This window comes from Paenibacillus sp. GD4 (genome assembly GCF_030846225.1).
GTDB classification, from domain to species: domain Bacteria; phylum Bacillota; class Bacilli; order Paenibacillales; family NBRC-103111; genus Paenibacillus_G; species Paenibacillus_G silviterrae.
The window spans coordinates 4784744-4803331 of sequence record NZ_JAVCYK010000001.1; the positions used below are offsets into that span (position 1 = coordinate 4784744).

An 18588-nucleotide genomic window follows, 5' to 3' on the forward strand; every position below is an offset into this window, starting at 1 on the left:
TGGCATCAGAGCAGGAAGGGGAATGGTTTTTTTGAGTAAGCGCTTAAATATGATCAATGGACAAGATTTCATTCGGATGGTAGAGGCGGGTGCACAGCAGCTCACGGCTAACGCGGAGCGTGTAAACGCGCTCAACGTGTTCCCTGTTCCGGATGGAGATACGGGCACAAATATGAATTTGACGCTAACCTCCGGCGTGGAGGAGCTGCGCCGCCGTCCTTCGTCCCATTTGGGGAAAGCTGCTGAAGCGCTTGCAAAAGGGCTGCTGATGGGAGCGCGCGGCAATTCCGGCGTGATCTTGTCACAGCTGTTCCGCGGCTTCTCGAAGGCGGTAGCCGACCTAGAGGAAGCAAATAGCCAGCAATTCGCCGCGGCACTTCAGAACGGCGTCGATATGGCATATAAAGCGGTTGTGAAGCCGGTGGAGGGCACCATTCTTACGGTAGCCAAGGAAGCGGCAAGACATGGGGTACAGTATGCCAAGAGGCATGCAGGCATTGACGAAGTGATGCACGAGGTGCTGAGACAGGGGAAGGAAGCACTGGAACGGACGCCGGACTTGCTGCCTGTTCTGAAGCAGGTGGGGGTTGTCGATTCCGGCGGACAGGGACTGGTCTACATTTACGAGGGCTTCATGGCTGCTCTGGATGAGGAGGCGGTACCGTCCGGACCAATCGATGTGCCTTATGCGGCGCTCGGCGCGGTAGAGACAACCGAGGCAACCTTGGAACCGGTTCGGCTGGAGAGCCTGGCTGCGCACGCCCACGCGCATGAACCGAAGCGGGCTCAAGCGATGCTCGCTACGGAGGATATCGAATTCGGATACTGTACGGAGTTTATCGTTACCTTAAATGCGCAGAAGACAGCGGTCCGTTCCTTCGATGAGTCCCGCTTTAGGGATGAGCTCTCCGCTCATGGGGATTCCCTCCTGGTCGTGGCGGACGAAGATCTCGTCAAGGTGCATATTCACGCCGAATATCCGGGCTCGGTCATGAATTTAGCCATGAACTACGGCGATCTGAGCCGAATTAAAATAGAAAACATGCGGGATCAGCACACGCATCTTCTGGAACATGACGTACCGGAAACGCCTGCAGTTGTCAGCACGGTCTCCACGGCTCCGGCCGAAGAGACGAAGGAGCTGAAGCGCTATGGCTTTGTTGCCGTCTCGGCCGGGGAAGGCATTACAAGCATTTTCTCCAGCCTTGGCGTAGACCAGGTGCTTCACGGGGGCCAGACGATGAATCCGAGCACGGAGGATATCGTAAATGCCGTGAATGCGGTGGAAGCCCAAACGGTCTTTATTCTTCCGAACAACTCGAATATCATTCTGGCTGCCCAGCAGGCGGTGGAGCTGGTAGAGGAAAAGCAGCTTGTCGTGATTCCGAGCAAGTCCATTCCTCAAGGCATTGCAGCGGTGATTGCGTTCCAGGAGGATGCGGAGGCAGAGGTTAACGCGGATGCTATGCAGCAGGCGCTGCAGCAAGTACAGTCCGGACAGGTAACCTATGCGGTTCGGGATACGTCCATGGACGGCATTGAGATTAAGCAGGGCGATTACATCGGGATTCATAACAGCAAAATCGTCTCGGCCGAGCCGGATATTACGGCTTCCTGCCGCAAGCTGATCGACAGCCTGCTTCAGGACGGGCGGGAGATTCTGACGATCTATACCGGTGCGGAGGCGGAAGACGCGGTGACGGCGGAGCTCGAGTCCTACGTCGCATCCTCTTACAAGCAGGTGGAGATGGAGGTTCATGCCGGCGGACAGCCGGTGTATTATTACATCATCTCCGCCGAATAGAATAGATAAAGTTCAATATGTTGGGGGTGACCCTATGAGTCAAGTTCGGATTGTAACGGATAGCACGGCAGATATTCCGGAGAACGTGCGCAAGGAGCTTGGAATCGAAATGGTGCCGCTGAAGGTGCTGTTCGGTTCGGAATCTTATTTGGACGGGGTAGACATCGGAACGGAAGCGTTCTTCACCAAGCTGGCCGTTTCAGCCGGCCTTCCTACCACGTCTCAGCCGTCTCCGGTTGAATTTATGGAAACGTATAAACGGGTTTTCGACAGCGGAGCGCAGTCCATCGTTTCGATTCATCTCGCTTCTGCGCTAAGCGGGACGTATCAATCGGCGCATTTGGCCCAGTCCATGCTGGATGGCGATGCGGACGTTACGGTAGTCGATTCCTTGTCGGCTTCCTACGGCATCGGCATGCTGGTTGTCGCCGCAGCGGAGGCAGCCAAGCAGGGCAAGAGCAAGGAAGAGATCGTTCAGCTCATTGAAGAGCTGAAGAGCAGCCGGCGCCTCTACTTCCTTGTCGATACGCTGGAGTACTTGCAGAAGGGCGGCCGCATCGGCAAAGCCTCCGCTTTGGTCGGATCGCTGCTCAACATCAAACCTATTCTCTCGATTAACGGCGACGGCCAGGTGTATTCGGTAGACAAGGTACGCGGGCAAAAGAAGGCTATGGCCCGTATGATCGAGCTGTTTCAACAGGATTATGCGGGGGTGCCGATGCACCTGACCGTTGCTCACGGAAAGGCGCCGGAGGCGGCGGAGGAGCTGAACGCTCTGATGCATCAGCATTTTGACGTACGCAGCTCGAGGTTTACCGAAATTGGCCCTGTGATCGGTACCCACACGGGTCCCGGAGTCGTGGCGGCTTTTGTTTGGAAGGCGTAATGATGAGTATGGATCTATATGAAATTCCGGTCACGCAGGTGTCCGGTGTCAAAGGCAAGAAGTCCGAGGAGCTGCTCATGCTGGGAATTTCCAGTGTTGGGCAGCTGCTTGACTATTATCCTTTCCGCTACGAGGATTACACGCTTCGTGACTTGACCCAGGTGAAGGACGGAGACAAGATTACCGTGCAGGGCACGATCGCCGGCATGCCGCAGGTGCAGATGTACGGCCGGACCAAATCAAGAATGACCTGCAAGCTCATGGTCGATTCGCTCTTTGTAACGGCGGTCTGGTTTAACCGTCATTTTCTGAAGGACAAGCTGGCGGCAGGCAGTGAAGTGGTGCTCACAGGCAAGTGGGACCAGAGGCGGCTGCATATTACGGTATCGGAAACGGAGTTCCCGGGTCAAGGCGCTTCCCAGATCGGCACCCTGCAGCCGGTCTATTCCGTGACCGCTGCACTTACGCAGAAGTGGATGCGGCAGACGATGAAGCAGGCGCTGACGCAGTTCGCCGGCCTCATTCCGGAGGTGCTGCCGGCGGAGCTGCTGCAGAGCTACCGCTTGCTGCCGCGCAAACAGGCGGTAACGCTGCTGCACATGCCCGGAAGCACGGAGGAGGGACAGCGCGCGCGGAAGCGGATGGTGTATGAGGAGCTGTTTCTGTTTCAGCTGAAAATGCAGGCCTACCGCGCCTTGAATCATGACCGCTCCGACGGGGTAGCCCATCCGGTGGATCTTCCGGCCGTTCGGGCCTTCGTCCGGGCACTTCCCTTCAAGCTGACCGATTCTCAGAAGACGGTGCTGGCTGAGATTTTGCACGATCTTCAGCAGCCTTACTGTATGAATCGACTGCTTCAAGGCGACGTCGGCGCGGGCAAAACGGTCGTTGCCGCTGCGGCCTTGTTCGCTGCCGTTAAGGCGGGCTATCAAGGGGCGCTCATGGTGCCGACTGAAATTTTGGCGGAGCAGCACAAGCGGTCGCTGGAGCGGCTCTATGAGCCTTACGGCATCCAGGTGGCGCTGCTGACCGGCAGCTTGACGGACCGGCAGCGCCGTGACGTGCTGGGGGCGCTGCAGATGGGGATGATTGACGTTGTGGTCGGAACCCATGCGTTGATTCAGGAGGATGTATTCTTCCGCAAGCTGGGGTTGGTCGTCACCGACGAGCAGCATCGCTTCGGCGTGAATCAGCGAAGCATACTGCGCCGCAAGGGGATGAATCCCGACGTGCTGACGATGACGGCGACACCCATTCCCCGCACGCTGGCCATCACGGCTTTCGGGGATATGGACGTATCCACGCTGAAGGAGCTGCCGAAGGGCCGCAAGCCGATCAAGACGTATGCGGTCACGCATGCCATGCTGGAGCGCGTGCTTGGCTTTATCCGCCGCGAGGTGGATCAAGGGCGGCAGGCGTACATCATTTGCCCTCTGATCGAAGAGTCGGAGAAGCTCGACGTCCAGAACGCCATCGACGTGCATGCTCAGCTGCAGCATGAATTCCCCGGCTTCCGTGTCGGCTTGCTGCACGGGCGAATGGCTCCGGCCGAGAAGGATGCCGTCATGCGGGAATTCAGTGAAGGCCGTGTGCAGGTGCTCGTGTCCACCACCGTCATTGAGGTGGGTGTCGATGTGCCGAATTCGACGCTCATGGTCGTGTATGACGCCGACCGTTTCGGGCTGTCCCAGCTGCATCAGCTGCGGGGCAGGGTAGGGCGAGGAGAGCATCAGTCATATTGCGTGCTGATTGCCGACCCTAAGAACGAGGTAGGCAAGGAGCGCATGAAAGCGATGACGGATACGAACGACGGCTTCGAAATCGCAAGACGCGATTTGGAGCTTCGCGGGCCGGGCGACTTCTTCGGCACGAAGCAGAGCGGGATGCCGGAGTTCCGCATTGCGGATATGGTGACCGATTTCGAGGTCATGGAGCAGGCGCGGGACGATGCCGCCCGGCTGGTGCGGCAGTCCGACTTCTGGACCTCCGCTTCCTACGTCATGCTCCGTCAATATTTGCAGCGGGAGCAAATTTTCTCTAACGATTTATTGGACTAATTTCATTCTTCTTATGGAAAATGGGGACACATGTCCAAGCACTCCGTCATAGAATTACTTTAGCACGAGGGAAACAGGCATAAAGTGATGAAGACGGAGGTGTGCGGCATGGCTTATGCAAAGCATGGCTTCGATCCTGCTCAGGTAGAGCGGATCAAGCTGAAGATGAAGAATCCCGAGATCAAGGAACGCGTGAAGATGATCCTCAAGGGCGTTAATAAATACGATCTGCAGGATCGCGTCAAGGTGCGCCGTTTCGTAGGAATGCTGACCAAGGTGCTCGGGGAGAAGCTCACCGAAGCGCAAACGGATCATCTGGTGAACTTCGTCATCTCCCAAAAGATCGACCCGAACAATACGTTTCACCTCATCAAGCTGTGGGGAATGTTTCGTTAAGCTGTGAACTGCGGAAAGGCCGGTACCGGGTACCGGCCTTTTTGGCGTATCCGGGCTATGCCCGATCCGCCCGCAGCAGCCGGTTTACCGTCTCGCGGCGAATGCCGATCAGCTGGCCGATCTCCTCTTGAGTCAGCACATCGGTAAGAGAGACGTCCGGCGATAAGTATTCGGCGAACCAGCTGCGCAGCTGCCCCAGCTTCTCGGCAGGGGTCACCTGGGTCAGCTGGTCGATCCGCAGCTGCATCATGCGCAGCTTACTTTGCAGCAGCAGCGCCACCTCGCGGTATTTTTCCGGATTCCGCTCCAGCTCCTCGTACCACTCCTTCGGCGAAACCCGCTCCACCTCTGTGGTCATTAAAGCAATGGCCGTTCCGTGATAGTCCTTGGGGGTCATTAACGAATGATGGGGAATCATCTCACCGGGAACAATAATATTAAATAAGAACGGGTGGCCCTCTTCGTTCACTCGGACGATTTTGAGCAGGCCGCTTTGGATCCGAAACAGAGGACCGGTTTCTCCCTGCCGGAATAATGTTTCTCCCTTATGCAGAAGCATGGTAAGCTCACCTCCCGGTCATCATATCATGGAAAGGCAAAGACAGGAAACCCCATGTCTTTTTTGGTACGCTGCAATCCGACGGCCTTGCGGATCCGGATCTCTTTTTCCATTGTTAAGAAAATCTTCAGAAGTTTCATGCTACAATCTTATGATTTTTTGGATAAGCTAAGAGCTAGGATTGGAAACAAGGAGTGATAACGATTTATGTCATTACATTCGACGCTGACCTCAAGGCTATCCGATAAGGTGATGTTTTTTCAAAAATTTCTGCGCAGTCCCCGCGACGTCGGCAGCTTGATTCCAAGCTCTACGGCGCTGACGGAGAAAATGCTGGAGCCCGTCGACTGGGCGAATGTACGGGCGATGGCGGAGCTTGGGGCGGGAACCGGCGTATTCACCCGCGCCATTCACGTAAGGAAGCATCCGGAGTGCAAAGTACTGGTCTGCGAAAAGGATGCAGGCATGCGCTCGCAGCTGCGGGAAAAGTATGACGGGCTATATTTTTACCATGATGCGCAAAAGATGCTTCAAGGGCTTTCCCGCTACGGGATGGATCGGCTCGATTGCGTCGTCTCGGGGCTGCCTTTCGCCAATTTTCCTGCCGAAATGAGGGAACGGATCATATCACAGGTGAAGCAGTCGCTGACAGAAGACGGTGTCTTCATCGCCTTTCAATACTCGCTGCAGATGAAGCGGCTGCTGACTTCGTGCTTCGACGAGGTGAGCATCGGCTTCGTTCCATGGAATATCCCCCCGGCCTTCGTTTACGTATGCCGTCAGAAGAAGGCGATCAGATGACGGTTGATGCACTCCTGCAGTATGTAGAGCAGTTCGGTTATTTTGCTTTATTTTTCGCGTTGTGGCTTGGAATCGTGGGCATGCCCATCCCGGATGAGGCGGTCGTCATGACCGGCGGGATGGTCGCCTCTCTTCATATTCTACAGATCCTTCCGGCCTTTATAGTTACTTATCTTGGAGTCGTTTCGGGGTTATCGTTAGGCTATGTGCTTGGCCGCATGATGGGCCCGCCGATTGTGGAGCGGCTTATGAAACGGAAAAATATGAGACGTCCCCTCGAGAGGTCGCAGCGTCTTCTGGAACGCTATGGCCGCGCTACGCTCATCTTCAGTTACTTTCTCCCGGTGGTTCGCCATGTGGTGCCTTATCTTGTCGGGGTTCATCGGATGCCCTTCGGATGGTATGCGCTTTATTCTTATTCGACCGGCCTGGTCTGGACGGCAGGCTTCTTTACAGTAGGCTACTATTTCGGCGGAAATATCGAAAGGATCGCTGCAGCCGTCTATCGCTACGGCTGGTTCGTGCTGGCGGGAGCAGGGTGTGTAGCTCTTGCGGTTTGGGGGGTTCGGAGCCTGCGGCAGCGAAACGTGTCTAACTAAGAAAAAGCCGATCCGTTGCGGGGGAAAAGCGATTCCCGGACGGATCGGCTTGGACAGGTTACTTCATCATCGGCAGTGTATATTTGTTGCCGTACAGCAAATCGTATTGCACCATCTCGTAATCGCGGAGCAGCTCCTCCTGTCCGTCGCTAAGTTCGAGCAGCGGCTGCCCGCCGGCATCTACATAGACGCTGCGCGTCAATCCCGGCAGCTCCCGCTTCACCGCTTGCAGCAGCTGATAAAAAGGAGGCTGCTGCAAGCCGGCCTGCTCGAATAGGATCGGTCCGAAAAAGGACGGCGATACCGTACCTAGGCTTTGCGCCTTCATAGGGTAATTGGCCGCAAGGAGAAGCGGAGTTTCATGCTGGAACTGCGTCCGTTCCACTTCGGACAGGCCTTCGGTTCCTTGGATGTAGGTGGACTCCTCCAGCGCAGGCAGATGGTCCCCGAAGACAAGCACGATCGTCGGCCGCTTCACTTCCTGAATGGAATCGATCAAATATTGAATCGCCCGGTCGGATTCCCGGATACTCTGGGCATAGCTTTCGAGCTCCTTCTTACCGGAGCCCTGCAGTCCTTTGACCGTCAGAGGATCGGCGCCTGCCACTCCTTGAATGGGCAAATGATTTTGCATCGTGACCAGATGGATGAATTGCGGCGCCTCTCCTGCGTTCAGCACATCCATCACTTGCCGGGCGGCCGCCATATCGGAAATAAATCCGTTATCCGTTAGAGTGTCTGTATAAGCGATGTTATCCTGAGTGATGAATTGATCGAAGCCGAGCACCGGATACACGCGGTTCCGGTTGTAGAAGGTTCCGTCGAACGGATGAATCGCCGTCGTTTGGTAGCCTTTGTCCTTCAGCAGGCTGACCATGGACGGGAAGCGATCGGTTTTGACCAAAAGCTGCTGATAAGGCGTTGCTCCTTGATTCATAAACGACATGGAAAGCCCTGTGAGTGCTTCGAATTCCACATTGGAGGTACCGCCGCCGTACGTAGGGGACAGCGACTTGCCCGACGGAAACCGCTGTTCATTCCGGTGCAGTCTGCTGAGCGGATCTTCACTGAAGGAGACGCCGGAGAGCCGCGTCGGATCGAACAAGGATTCGTTCATGACCAGAACGATATTCGGCTGCTCCTCGGAAGCCCCCGCAGCGGAGGCCGGGTTCGTATATTTTTGGAGGATCCGGTTGATCTCTTCTTCGCTGTAGCCTGCCCGCTGGCTTTGAATTTTCGCTCCTATATTTTGCAGAAAGGCGATCACAAATCCATTCATCAAATAATTTTCCCGCTGGTTCCAGTTGTGATCGACAACGCCCAGCTTGGAAAGCGGCTTGGCAAATACCGTGCTCTGTACGTGAAAGCAGGAGAATACCATGAGCGCCGCTGCGAACACACAGCCGAAACGGTAAGCCATTCCCTTTCTGGCTCTCGGAAGAAAGAACGTTGCCGTCAATAACACGACGCTCCCGGCCAGCACAGCGGTCACGATCCGCGGCGAGGCGATATCCCGGGCAATGTTCAGTATTTCCGAAAACTGCCTTAGCTGGTTTAAATCCCAGGGATAGACCGGCTCCCCCAATACCATCAGTTTATGATAATTGCCGAACGTCAAGGCGCCGACCGCCGCGGCTGCGATGCCTGCCGCGAACAGCGTATTATCGAACAAGCCGTCCAGTCCGAGAATCAGGATGAACAGAATCGCCGTCGATAGAGCATACAGGGGCATATTATCGCGTATCCAGTCAATCCAGCTGTCCTCGAACGGCTTAAAGGATGCATATTGCATCGCAAGGACAAGAAGATTGGCCGTCACGAAGGAGATTCCCAGACTCCAGCCGGTTTTGAACCGCTTCATAAAGAACCTCTCCTTTCTTTGTTGAAAAAAGCAAAAGAGCCTCTGTGGTGGCAGGCTCCTCCGTCAGGTGCTATTCCGTTGACCGTTTTTTTACAATTTCATTATATTTTCTTTACATTAAATTAACATGAAAATAGACTGAAAGTTTGCTGAAAGCTCAATGAGAGCCGTTCGATTGCGTTCCGACGCTGCCGGGCGGCATTTCTTTTTGTTTCCAAAAAAATTTGCTTGCATATCGAACTTGTGTTCGGTATATAATAAAGAATACGAATACACGTTCGCAATATGGTGGTGTGATTATGAGTGGTAATCCAAGGGTCGAGACAGAAGAGGATATTCAAATCATCAAGGAATACACGCTGCTGCCTATTTTGCTGGATATGCTGGCACGAGATCTGAACGAGCTGAAGCTGTATAAGGACAAGGTTGTTTATCACCATGTGATCTCTTACCTTCAAGAGGTCGAACGATCGATTTTTCCGGAGCTGCAGGCGATCAAGAGCAGGATGAGGAAGCACAATATTCAAATTTTGAAGACGGAAATGAATGCACTGGGCATCGAGGTGGAGTACAAGGTCCGGGGCTACATTCATCATTTTAAAATGTTAAGGAGCCTGGTGAAAGCGGAGCTCATGACCTTGCTTATGGACATAAGGAGGCGGTTAACATGACCGGGAAAAGCGAAAGAACGATTTTTTTGGCGGACTGCCAAAGCTTCTACGCCAGCGTGGAGAAGGCCGACCATCCCTGGTGCAGGGAGAAGCCGGTGGTGGTGGCGGGAGACCCTGCTCTTCGCTCCGGCATTGTTCTGGCTGCCTGCCCGATCGCCAAGGAATACGGGGTCACGACGGCCGAACGCCTGGGAGCCGCGATGAACAAGTGTCCCGAGCTGGTGGTCATGCGTCCGCGCATGCAGCATTATATCGATGTGTCGCTGATGATTACACAAATTTATAAGGAATATACGGACCTTGTGGAGATTTTCTCCATCGACGAGCAGTTTCTGGATGTAACCGGAAGCCTTCGGCTGTTCGGGGATCCCGTTACGATCGCCCGATCGATTCAGCAGAAGGTGCTGCAGCAGACGGGAGTGAAGGTCAGGGTAGGGATCGGTACGAACAAGATGCTGGCGAAGCTGGCCACGGACATCTGGGCCAAGAAGAACTCTGAGGGCATTTTTACACTCAACCCGTCGGATGTGGAAGGGAAGCTCTGGAAGCAGCCGGTGAATAAAATGTTCGGTGTCGGTTCACGAATGACAGGGCACTTTACCCGGTTAGGCATGCATACGATCGGGGATATTGCCCGCACGCCGCTGCCGCTTCTCAAGGATAAGTTCCGCAAGCGCTTCGGAAAGCAGAGCGACATCCATGCCGAGGTCATGTGGCGAACCGCGAACGGGCTCGATGATTCTCCCGTAACGCCGGGCACCTTCCTTACGCCGCCCAAGTCCGTCGGTCATATGATGACGCTGCCGAGAGACTACCTGGAGAACTCGGAGGTGGAAACGGTGCTTCTGGAGCTGACCGAGGAGGTTTGCCGCGATTGCCGCAGCAAAGGCTTTATGGGATGGGTTGTCTCCGTCAGCTGCATGTGCAGTCCGTATGAGCAGCCCACGGGGTTCTCGCGTCAGATGAAAATGCCGGACCCCACCAATCATACCAATACGGTATTTGAAGCGGCGAAGGCGCTGTTCTACCGGTACTGGGATCGTATGCCGGTACGCCGCGTAGGGATTATGCTGAGCGGTCTTATCGATGATTCCGGCTATCAATTGACGCTGTTCGAGGATCAGATCAAGACGAGAGCCCTGGATAAGGCTACGGACCACATCAAGGAACGCTTCGGAAGCGCTGCGATCATCAGGGCCTCCTCGCTTCGAGCGGCAGGTCAGGCCATGATGAGGTCACAAAAAATCGGAGGTCATTATAAATGAGCAAGAAGCTCCAAGGTAACGGCCTGTGGGAATCCAGCCGCATGATGCTGCCGCAGCATAAGGAGCAGTCGATGCTGCTGAGCCATCCCCAGCCGGCAGCCGCTCCCGAGCCGCCGACGCAAAAAGAGCTGGAGCTTATGCGGGACTTCATCATCTTACCGGTCGCCCTCGGTATTGTGGAGAAGAAACGAAGGGAGACGGAGATGTCCTCGCTCACCCTGAAGATCTTGTACTCGGCCGCTGCGAAGGTATTGGTTAAGAGCATCCAAGAGGATGTTCAGCAGTCGAGGAAGGCGCTCGTGGAGAAGCAGATTCGGGTCTTCGAGGATTCAAAGGACGCTTCGGAGATCGTCTATCGTTATGTGTGCCGAGGCTACGAGAACCGGTTCGTCATGACCAAGGACTACATGCGCAGCGAGGTCAGCGTCAGGATCGAACGTTATGTAAGAAATCTGGCATCCGCTCTGCAGGAGGTCAATCGAAAGCCGTCCTAATCCGACAACCCGTCTAATGATCAATTGGGCGGGTTTTGTTTTTTTGTCACATAATTGACACATTTCTATTGGTAGCTGTGATGGAAATCACAGGGCAGGGAGGGATGGAAAAAGTAAAATAAAGGCAAGCTAAACGAACCATAGGGAAATAGAGGGTAGGGATTCATATGTTGAATACTTTTCAAGGAATGTACAGCCATGTCAAATGGTTTACCGGAGCGGGCAAGGAAATTCCGCTGCCCATGGCCGAGGTCATTACCCCGGGCTTCTTATTCTGGCTGGGCGTGACGCTGGTCGGACTGCTCGTCTCCACGATCTTTAACGAGCCGCTGCAGCGCATCAAGCTGGTCGAGCGGGTGCATCATTTCCTAGACCGGCTGAAGCCGTATGAAACGCTGATCCTGCGGATCGGCCTGGGAGCGGGTTTGCTGCTGCAGCTCGTCACCGGCACCTTCCTTGCGCCGGAGCTGGCGGCCGATGCGGCCTGGATCAAAGTCGTCTTAATTGTTGCGTTCATGGGGCTGCTCCATCGGCGTTTGCTGGCGGTCAGCGGGCTGGCTATCGGAGTGTTGTACGTATATGCATTAGCCCGTTACGGCGTATTCCACGGGCTCGATTATTTGTTCTTCGCCGGCATCGTCTATTACCTGCTGGTGGCTGAGACGCGCTGGAGACCGACAGCCACACCGGTTCTGTATCTGTTTACCGGGCTGTCGCTCGCCTGGGTCGGGCTGGAGAAGATGACGCTGCCGCAGCTGGCCTATGACATTATGCACGAGTTCCACATTCCGACCTTCGGCTTTAGCGTGGAGGATTTCGTACTGATCAGCGCCTTCATCGAGCTGGGTCTCGCGTGGACGTTTATTGTCGGCATCCTGAACCGGTTCATCTCGATCCTGGTCACCTTGGTGTTTATTACTACCACGACGGTGTTCGGCTTCACGGAGATCGTCGGTCATACCATCGTGCATACGCTGCTCATTTTGTTTCTTATTGAAGGCGAAGGCACGTTCGTTACGCCGTTCCGGTTTCACCGTTCCCTGGTGCTGCGTTCGCTGTTCGTGCTTGTGAACTTCTGTGTGCTGCTGTTCGGCCTGATGGCCATTTACATTGCCATGGGGCATCAAGCAGGGGCTTGAGCTTGGCTTGGCTGAAGAAGACGGTTCCGCCGTACGCGGGACTGTCCTTTTTTTTTTGCGCTAAAGTATCCCGTGAAAATGGGACCTTCGTCCTGCGCATCCTTTTTCCAGAAAGTGCGTATTAATGTTTACGTTCATTGATCATGAGATTCATAGGAAGGAGCAACGCGCGTGGTACGACTCGAGTATCGGCATTATCGTGAAGGCAGCTCGGAATTTCCGGTGCTGTATTACTATCATGGCATCGGACGGGATGAGGTGGCGCTTCGATTTGCCTGCGATTATTTCGTCAAGGGAAGTAAGGTGTATGAAAAAACCTCTTGTGCCGTGGAACCCGGCTGTTATATCGTGTATGTGAAAGAGGCCGAGGATGAGCGTGTCATGTTCTGGCCGGTTCCGGCCGGATTGCCTCATGGCGTGCATGCCGAGCTGCGCGAATATCGCGACGGCGTCGCGGATTACCGGCTGGTCGAGAAATACAGCTTCAAGGACACGCTCGAGATGATGCTGCACCTTCAGGCGAATTATTTGTATGCGGAGGGCAGAGAGTGGTCGCGCACCGCTACCGAGATCGATGAGGACCGGAAGACGTATGTCATTTATGCCGAACCGGTTTAGCGGATGCAGAACAGTGAGGGGAGTGGCGAGAGTTGGAACAGCAGATAGCAGGTAGAACGCGCAAGGTGATGTCGCTGTTCGTCGCAACGGCGCTCATGCTGGGAACGACGGCCTGCTCCGACAGGGATTGTGTGGACAATAACCGCGACGGCTACTGCGACAGCACGGGGGGAAGCTCCTCGGGAGGTTATTATGGGGGCACCGGCTCCAGCTATGGCTCCAAGAGCAAATCTTCCTCGGGGATTACCAGCGGCTCCAAAGGCGGCATTGGCAGCAGCGGGTCCAGCTCAAGCTAGCCAGCTTGCGAGTTACGCAGTCGAAGGAGGCTAAGTGGCCATTGATGACGAAGAAGGAAAGCCACGCTGCTTCCTCCTATCGGGAGCTTCGGGACAGCCTCTACGGGCCTCTGCGGGAGGAAGGCGTGTTTACCTGGGATACGATGTATGGAGAGGAATATGCCCTTCCCGGCCTGATCCGATTGGAGCCGGGGCAGCTGACAAGCTTGCGGACGGCGGCGGAAGCGCTTGGACGCGTCTATGCAAAGACCGTACAGATCGTTCAGCAAGGCGAGGAGGCGCTGCTGCTTGAGCTCGGGCTGCCGGAAGCGGCGATCGGGACGATCCGGCGGCGGTATGACGAGTCGGTACCGACGCTGATCGGCCGCTTCGACTTCGCCCTGACGCCGGAAGGACCGAAGATGCTCGAGTTCAACAGCGACACGCCCACCGGGATCGTGGAAGCGTTCTACGTGAACGGGCGTGTATGCGAGTGGTACGGCGAGGAGGATCCGAACGCGGGCTGCAGCGAGCGACTGACGCAGGCGTTCAGCAGAATGCTGCAGCTGTACAGGGCGGCGGGGCAGCCGGTGGAGCGGGTGGTGTTCAGCGCCCTCGATTGGCATGAGGAGGATGCGGGGACGACTCGCTACCTGATGAGGGCTTCAGGGATCCCTGGAGCGGAGTTTGTTCCGCTGGAGGAGCTGCGGGTAGACGGCGACCTGCTGTGGGCGCCGTGTGCGGCGGACGAGGGCCGCATGCAGCCGGTTGACGTGCTGTATCGGCTGCATGCGCTGGAGAAGCTGGCGTATGAGCGGGATACGGACGGCTATCCGACGGGCGAGCATGTGCTGCAGCTCATTGCGGACGGGCGACTGGCGATTATCAACCCGCCGTCGGGCTTCGCCGCGCAAACCAAAGCGCTGCAGGCCCTCATCTGGAGCCTGCACGAGGCCGGGGAGTTTTTCACGGAAGAGGAGCATGCGGCCATCGCCGCTTATATGCTGCCCACGTATTTGGAGCCGGGCTTCGAGGCGGGCAGCTCGTACGTCGCGAAGCCGATCCTCGGGCGTGAGGGCAGCGGAGTGACGATTTTCGAGGCCGAGGGCGTTTCCGAGCGCAGCGAGGAAGAGGAATACAGGGATCAGCCGATGGTGTATCAGCAATATGCCGAGCTGCCGGAGATCGAGGTGGAGACCGCGAACGGGCCGTTCCGGGGCCGGCTGCTGTGGGGCTGCTTTTTGATCGATGGGCAGGCTTCGGCCGTTGTTGCCAGGGTCGGAGGCAAAATTACTAGCAATATGTCATATTATTTACCGTCGGCGGTGCGCGGGCGAGTTATTGATTCTTAGGGGGTATACCTTTGGCACAGTGGAGCTCGATCTTGAATTTTCTCATTTACTTAGGCGTCACCCTGCCGCTTGTCGGCGTGGGCATTCTGTTCTTCAATCTGGTTACTCCGTACAATGAGTTTCGTCTCATTCGGGACGGCGGTGACGTAAGCGATCCGGTGAAGGCAGCGGCAGGGAGGGCTGCGGCGTATGATCTGGGAGGGAAAATCCTGGGGCAGGTGCTGGTGCTGGCTTCCGCCGTCTACCATTCGGTCGGCTTTCTGGATTTGATCGTATGGGGGCTGATCGGCGTAGCGTTCCAAATTATTGTGTTCTATGTGTTCGAGCTGCTGACCCCGTTTAAAGTGCTGGCTGAAATTCCGAAGGGCAACATTTCCGTAGGAATGTTCTCCTGCTTCTTGAGTGTGGCGTCCGGGCTGCTGATGGCCTCTCTGATCAGCTATTAATCATGCAACATGACAAATCCCCAAATGCTTCAAGCGAAGCCGTTGGGGATTTGTTGATTTGCCTGATTAGAAACGGTTGCCGGCAAGCTGCTGCTCGGCGATTTGAACCAGGCGGCGTGTAATGTGACCACCGATAGCGCCGGTGTCGCGAGTAGCCATGTAGCCGTAGTACCCGTCTTGCGGGATTTGGATGCCCAGCTCTTGAGCAACCTCGTACTTCAGTTGATCGAGCGCGCGGGATGCCTGTGGTACCACCAATGTGTTGCTGCTTCTGGATTGTCCTTGTGCCATGATAATCATTCCTCCTGATTAAGTGATTTGATTACCCAGTAACGTTATGATAACCAATCATCCCAGGAATATGCATGACTAGAAAAAGAAAACGGGAGCAGCCGCCGCCCATATAGGAAGGAAAGGCGGATTGAAATGGGAGGGTTGCTTGTGGTAAAATGAGGGTAATATAAAAACGCCATAGATGCGGCTAACATCTACGGCGGCACACCGGTCCGCTGTAAGGGCGGTGGCAATCAGACGTTGGATTAAGAATAGACCGCGGCCTGTCGCAAGGGCGGTCTATTTCCTTTTATGGAAAGAGAGGACCAGCACCACCAATGTCGCGAATGAAATCATTAGCGTTAATGTTTGGTACACCTCCATGGCATCACCTCCTCTACGCCCGGGAACGGCTTGTCCCTTAAGCGTTACGGTGGAGTGCCACCACCCTTGCAGCGCCTTATTCCGTTGTACATTTTCCATTATATCACATAAGTGTTCGTATAAAAAGGCGAACATAGAAAATAAGCTCCGCGTCCTAGCTTCAGGATCACGGAGCTTTTTTTGTATTACTTCATCGCGAGGTATACGGCCAGCAGCAGCAAGACAATCAGAGCAATCCAAATGGACCACGTATTTCGGGAGGAGGATTTGGACTCAGGCGCCGATACAGGCGCATCCCTCGAATGACTCACCAACTCCCCGCAATACTTGCACATTAAAGCTTCATCCGTAAGTTTCTCGTTACAGCGCGGACATAATTTCACTGACATAAGCATCACCCGCCATCTGAAGGAGATGTATACTTCCGTCTTGCTGTTTTATAGGTATGTGTCACAAAATTGTTATATTGATATGGAATGTCGAACGATGGACGGGCGATTAATGCTTTGAAGGAAAGGAGCCTATAGTTTCCTTCCCAAGCGATATAAGCTCATAAGCGGGACATATCATGCCAAAAACCGGCATTCCCGATGCCGGAGACCCTTTTACGCTAGTTGGCAATTGCAGAAGCCGGTGGAATAATAAGTACAATGGCTTATGCTGGGGGAGATGGTCGGGTGAATCGAAACGTCATGGTCTTGGCCTTATTTTATGCTTTCATTTATATGAGTACGGGGGCGTTCTCTTCCTATATCGGCGTTTATTTTGCAGCGGAGGGAATCGGCCATGGGCACATCGGCATTCTTACCTCGATAGGGGCCGTTGTAGGCATGGTGGCCCAGCCGTGCTGGGGGCTTCTCAGCGACCGGTCGAAATACAAGAATCACGTGCTGATGGTATGTACCTTGCTGTCGGCAGTACTCGTATGGTTCATCCCCTGGGCGGGAACGCTGTTCGTACCCTTGCTCGCTGCAATGGCGCTGTTTAGCGTGTTTCAAGCGGCAATCAATCCATTAAGCGACGCCATTACGCTGGAATTAGCCTCGAAAGGCGTGGTACGTTTCACTACCATTCGCACGATCGGCTCGGTAGGCTATGCTTTTATTTCTGTTGTAGCGGGCTGGTTATTCGCCCGGGACATCCATTCCATTTTCCTAGTGACCTCCCTTATTCTGTTCGGCTGCTTTCTGCTCTCCACGGGGATTCCCCCGGTGGCCGGACATCAGAGCGGGAAGAAGAAAGTAAGCTTAATCGAAATCTTTAAGAATAAGCAGCTTGTCGTCTTGTATGCTTACACCCTGGTTATGGCCACCACGTTCGGGTTCTTTCTGGCCTTTCAGGCGATTTACAGCAAAGAGCAGGGGATCAGCATGGAGCTGATCGGGCTGGGACTGGCGATAGGCTCCTTCAGCCAATTCCCATTCATGATCTTTTTTCAACGTATTTACCAACGGTTCGGGATTCGGAACATTCTGCTCGTCTCCGGTCTCGTTCATGCGTTACGCTGGATTTTGTACGCTTACGCTTTATCGCCGGCAACGGTTTTGCTGACCTGGATGCTGCACGGCGGCACGTATATTCTCTTTTACTTATGCTTGGCCGAATATGTGAACACGCATGTCATGAAGGAGCTGAAGGCGACAGGGCAAATGCTCAACTCGGTGATCCAGCTGGGGGTCGGCCGAATCATAGGGGGCATGCTCGGAGGCTTATACGCCGCAAAGTTCGGTTTCCAATCCAGTTTTGTTGTCTGCTTCACGGTCAGTATGCTGTCGATGGCCTTTTATTACGGCATCACTCGGCAGAAGAAGATACCCCAATGTTTGGAAAAGGATGTTGCCCAATGAACTGTGTTGAATTCGAATGGACATCGGCGGATGGAGTCCGTCTGTTCGGGTGCGGATGGCGGGCTGACGATAAAAGCGAGGTCAAAGGGGTTGTCGGTATCGTCCATGGAATGGGGGAGCATTCCGGACGTTACATAGAGGTGGCTGAAGCGCTCACAGCGGCGGGTTATGCTGTTCTTGCGGCGGACCAGCGCGGTCACGGCAAAACCGAAGGCAAGCGAGGGCACATCCCGTCCTATGAAGCGTTATTAGAAGGTGTGGACCTCTTGCTTAAGGAAGCCAGGCAGCGTTATCCCGATGTACCTTGCTTTCTCTACGGACATAGTATGGGAGGCAATGTGGTCCTCAATTATTTGATCCGGCGTAAGCCGGCATTAAGCGGAGCCATCGTAACGGGCCCCTGGCTGAAGCTCGCTTTTGAGCCTTCCGCCAAGGATTTGATGCTGGGACGGATCATGAATCGAATCTATCCTCAATTCACGAGTCATCGTCCTTCGGCTGTGGAGAAATTGACAAGCGATCCCGAAGCGGCGAGAAAAATTACCGAGGATCCGCTCGGACACCGCTATATAACGGCGAGATGTTTCTTTAGTCTTCTTCGCGGCGGACGGTACGCCTTGGAGCATGCCGCGGAGATCACGGTTCCCGTGCTGCTGCTTCACGGCGTCGAGGACAGCGTGACTTCCCTTTCGGCAAGCAGGGCGTTCGCTGAGAGTATGGGCGATCTGTGTACGTTTAAAGAGCTTGCAGGGTATCGTCATGAATTGCATAACGAGCTTTACCGGCAGCAAGTATTTCATTTGATGCTGACGTGGCTGGAGAAGGCCGGCGAGCGAAACGCTTAATCCAGCTTTTCAAGGT

At 54.8% G+C, this 18588-nt stretch carries 21 protein-coding genes; 16 read left to right on the forward strand and 5 right to left on the reverse strand.

Going from position 1 to position 18588, the window contains the following annotated elements:
• Positions 1 to 22 precede the first annotated feature (22 nt).
• The 4 genes from RAC89_RS22605 to RAC89_RS22620 all read left to right on the forward strand — a co-directional run bounded on the left by RAC89_RS22605 (position 23) and on the right by RAC89_RS22620 (position 5143).
• Entirely contained in the window at positions 23 to 1804 is a 1782-nt protein-coding gene (locus RAC89_RS22605) for a DAK2 domain-containing protein (RefSeq protein ID WP_306615873.1), read from the forward strand.
• A 34-nt stretch (positions 1805 to 1838) separates the two neighbouring features.
• The gene (locus RAC89_RS22610; protein ID WP_306615874.1) at positions 1839 to 2690 is read left to right on the forward strand and encodes a DegV family protein; all 852 of its coding nucleotides are present in this window, start codon (positions 1839 to 1841) and stop codon (positions 2688 to 2690) included.
• Between the two features lie 8 nt (positions 2691 to 2698).
• Positions 2699 to 4747, forward strand: a complete 2049-nt coding sequence (gene recG / locus RAC89_RS22615; RefSeq protein ID WP_373430036.1) for an ATP-dependent DNA helicase RecG — start codon at positions 2699 to 2701, stop codon at positions 4745 to 4747.
• A gap of 108 nt (positions 4748 to 4855) precedes the next feature.
• Positions 4856 to 5143, forward strand: coding sequence for a stage VI sporulation protein F (locus RAC89_RS22620; protein ID WP_306615876.1), 288 nt, complete (start codon positions 4856 to 4858; stop codon positions 5141 to 5143).
• 55 nt (positions 5144 to 5198) lie between these two features.
• Here RAC89_RS22620 and RAC89_RS22625 read toward each other — a convergent pair whose 3' ends face one another.
• A complete protein-coding gene (locus tag RAC89_RS22625) occupies positions 5199 to 5702 on the reverse strand; it encodes a Crp/Fnr family transcriptional regulator (RefSeq protein WP_284638941.1) in 504 nt (167 codons plus the stop codon).
• A gap of 207 nt (positions 5703 to 5909) precedes the next feature.
• Here RAC89_RS22625 and RAC89_RS22630 point away from each other — a divergent pair, with 207 nt between their 5' ends.
• Together RAC89_RS22630 and RAC89_RS22635 are read left to right on the forward strand one after the other, a co-directional pair.
• Positions 5910 to 6503 carry a class I SAM-dependent methyltransferase gene (locus RAC89_RS22630; RefSeq protein WP_306615877.1) on the forward strand — a complete coding sequence of 198 codons (594 nt, stop codon included), beginning with the start codon at positions 5910 to 5912 and terminating at the stop codon, positions 6501 to 6503.
• Entirely contained in the window at positions 6500 to 7102 is a 603-nt protein-coding gene (locus RAC89_RS22635; protein ID WP_284638943.1) for a DedA family protein, read from the forward strand. Before RAC89_RS22630 ends, RAC89_RS22635 begins: the two co-directional genes overlap by 4 nt.
• A gap of 58 nt (positions 7103 to 7160) precedes the next feature.
• On the opposite strand, the gene RAC89_RS22640 is transcribed toward RAC89_RS22635, so the two are convergent.
• Positions 7161 to 8963 (reverse strand): LTA synthase family protein, encoded by a 1803-nt coding sequence (locus RAC89_RS22640; protein ID WP_306615878.1) that lies wholly within the window; start codon positions 8961 to 8963, stop codon positions 7161 to 7163.
• 299 nt (positions 8964 to 9262) lie between these two features.
• Here RAC89_RS22640 and RAC89_RS22645 point away from each other — a divergent pair, with 299 nt between their 5' ends.
• From RAC89_RS22645 to RAC89_RS22680, 8 genes are all read left to right on the forward strand, one after another.
• Complete coding sequence (locus RAC89_RS22645; protein WP_306615879.1) at positions 9263 to 9634, forward strand: YhjD family protein; 372 nt, start codon at positions 9263 to 9265, stop codon at positions 9632 to 9634.
• Positions 9631 to 10899, forward strand: coding sequence for a DNA polymerase IV (locus tag RAC89_RS22650; RefSeq protein WP_306615880.1), 1269 nt, complete (start codon positions 9631 to 9633; stop codon positions 10897 to 10899). Before RAC89_RS22645 ends, RAC89_RS22650 begins: the two co-directional genes overlap by 4 nt.
• A complete protein-coding gene (locus RAC89_RS22655; RefSeq protein ID WP_306615881.1) occupies positions 10896 to 11393 on the forward strand; it encodes a YhjD family protein in 498 nt (165 codons plus the stop codon). The genes RAC89_RS22650 and RAC89_RS22655 overlap by 4 nt, the downstream gene beginning before the upstream one ends.
• Positions 11394 to 11581: 188 nt before the next feature.
• On the forward strand, positions 11582 to 12532 hold the full coding sequence (locus RAC89_RS22660) for a hypothetical protein (RefSeq protein ID WP_306615882.1): 951 nt from the start codon (positions 11582 to 11584) through the stop codon (positions 12530 to 12532).
• Positions 12533 to 12703: 171 nt separating this feature from the next.
• Entirely contained in the window at positions 12704 to 13150 is a 447-nt protein-coding gene (locus RAC89_RS22665; RefSeq protein WP_306615883.1) for a hypothetical protein, read from the forward strand.
• Positions 13151 to 13182: 32 nt separating this feature from the next.
• Entirely contained in the window at positions 13183 to 13446 is a 264-nt protein-coding gene (locus RAC89_RS22670) for a hypothetical protein (protein ID WP_373429986.1), read from the forward strand.
• A 44-nt stretch (positions 13447 to 13490) separates the two neighbouring features.
• Positions 13491 to 14777, forward strand: a complete 1287-nt coding sequence (locus RAC89_RS22675) for a glutathionylspermidine synthase family protein (RefSeq protein ID WP_306616168.1) — start codon at positions 13491 to 13493, stop codon at positions 14775 to 14777.
• Between the two features lie 11 nt (positions 14778 to 14788).
• Positions 14789 to 15223, forward strand: a complete 435-nt coding sequence (locus RAC89_RS22680; RefSeq protein WP_306615884.1) for a DUF350 domain-containing protein — start codon at positions 14789 to 14791, stop codon at positions 15221 to 15223.
• A gap of 66 nt (positions 15224 to 15289) precedes the next feature.
• Here RAC89_RS22680 and RAC89_RS22685 read toward each other — a convergent pair whose 3' ends face one another.
• The 3 genes from RAC89_RS22685 to RAC89_RS22690 all read right to left on the reverse strand — a co-directional run bounded on the left by RAC89_RS22685 (position 15290) and on the right by RAC89_RS22690 (position 16191).
• Positions 15290 to 15514 carry an alpha/beta-type small acid-soluble spore protein gene (locus tag RAC89_RS22685; RefSeq protein WP_284638950.1) on the reverse strand — a complete coding sequence of 75 codons (225 nt, stop codon included), beginning with the start codon at positions 15512 to 15514 and terminating at the stop codon, positions 15290 to 15292.
• A gap of 282 nt (positions 15515 to 15796) precedes the next feature.
• Positions 15797 to 16015: a putative holin-like toxin gene (locus RAC89_RS31745; protein ID WP_373429987.1), complete on the reverse strand. Its 219-nt coding sequence runs from the start codon at positions 16013 to 16015 to the stop codon at positions 15797 to 15799.
• 50 nt (positions 16016 to 16065) lie between these two features.
• On the reverse strand, positions 16066 to 16191 hold the full coding sequence (locus RAC89_RS22690; RefSeq protein WP_284638951.1) for a hypothetical protein: 126 nt from the start codon (positions 16189 to 16191) through the stop codon (positions 16066 to 16068).
• A 366-nt stretch (positions 16192 to 16557) separates the two neighbouring features.
• On the opposite strand from RAC89_RS22690, the gene RAC89_RS22695 reads away from it, so the two are divergent.
• Both RAC89_RS22695 and RAC89_RS22700 read left to right on the forward strand, forming a co-directional pair.
• Positions 16558 to 17727 (forward strand): MFS transporter, encoded by a 1170-nt coding sequence (locus RAC89_RS22695; protein ID WP_306615885.1) that lies wholly within the window; start codon positions 16558 to 16560, stop codon positions 17725 to 17727.
• Positions 17724 to 18572 carry an alpha/beta hydrolase gene (locus tag RAC89_RS22700; RefSeq protein ID WP_306615886.1) on the forward strand — a complete coding sequence of 283 codons (849 nt, stop codon included), beginning with the start codon at positions 17724 to 17726 and terminating at the stop codon, positions 18570 to 18572. Before RAC89_RS22695 ends, RAC89_RS22700 begins: the two co-directional genes overlap by 4 nt.
• Positions 18573 to 18588 lie beyond the last annotated feature (16 nt).

Coding starts and splice junctions, on each gene's coding strand:
- RAC89_RS22685 (WP_284638950.1), bottom strand. CDS start 15,514: ATGGCACAAGGACAATCCAGAAGCAGCAACACATTGGTGGTACCACAG.
- RAC89_RS22620 (WP_306615876.1), top strand. CDS start 4,856: ATGGCTTATGCAAAGCATGGCTTCGATCCTGCTCAGGTAGAGCGGATC.
- RAC89_RS22700 (WP_306615886.1), top strand. CDS start 17,724: ATGAACTGTGTTGAATTCGAATGGACATCGGCGGATGGAGTCCGTCTG.
- RAC89_RS31745 (WP_373429987.1), bottom strand. CDS start 16,015: ATGTTCGCCTTTTTATACGAACACTTATGTGATATAATGGAAAATGTA.
- RAC89_RS22625 (WP_284638941.1), bottom strand. CDS start 5,702: ATGCTTCTGCATAAGGGAGAAACATTATTCCGGCAGGGAGAAACCGGT.
- RAC89_RS22630 (WP_306615877.1), top strand. CDS start 5,910: ATGTCATTACATTCGACGCTGACCTCAAGGCTATCCGATAAGGTGATG.
- RAC89_RS22605 (WP_306615873.1), top strand. CDS start 23: ATGGTTTTTTTGAGTAAGCGCTTAAATATGATCAATGGACAAGATTTC.
- RAC89_RS22655 (WP_306615881.1), top strand. CDS start 10,896: ATGAGCAAGAAGCTCCAAGGTAACGGCCTGTGGGAATCCAGCCGCATG.
- RAC89_RS22640 (WP_306615878.1), bottom strand. CDS start 8,963: ATGAAGCGGTTCAAAACCGGCTGGAGTCTGGGAATCTCCTTCGTGACG.
- recG (WP_373430036.1), top strand. CDS start 2,699: ATGGATCTATATGAAATTCCGGTCACGCAGGTGTCCGGTGTCAAAGGC.
- RAC89_RS22635 (WP_284638943.1), top strand. CDS start 6,500: ATGACGGTTGATGCACTCCTGCAGTATGTAGAGCAGTTCGGTTATTTT.
- RAC89_RS22660 (WP_306615882.1), top strand. CDS start 11,582: ATGTACAGCCATGTCAAATGGTTTACCGGAGCGGGCAAGGAAATTCCG.
- RAC89_RS22650 (WP_306615880.1), top strand. CDS start 9,631: ATGACCGGGAAAAGCGAAAGAACGATTTTTTTGGCGGACTGCCAAAGC.
- RAC89_RS22675 (WP_306616168.1), top strand. CDS start 13,491: ATGACGAAGAAGGAAAGCCACGCTGCTTCCTCCTATCGGGAGCTTCGG.
- RAC89_RS22610 (WP_306615874.1), top strand. CDS start 1,839: ATGAGTCAAGTTCGGATTGTAACGGATAGCACGGCAGATATTCCGGAG.
- RAC89_RS22645 (WP_306615879.1), top strand. CDS start 9,263: ATGAGTGGTAATCCAAGGGTCGAGACAGAAGAGGATATTCAAATCATC.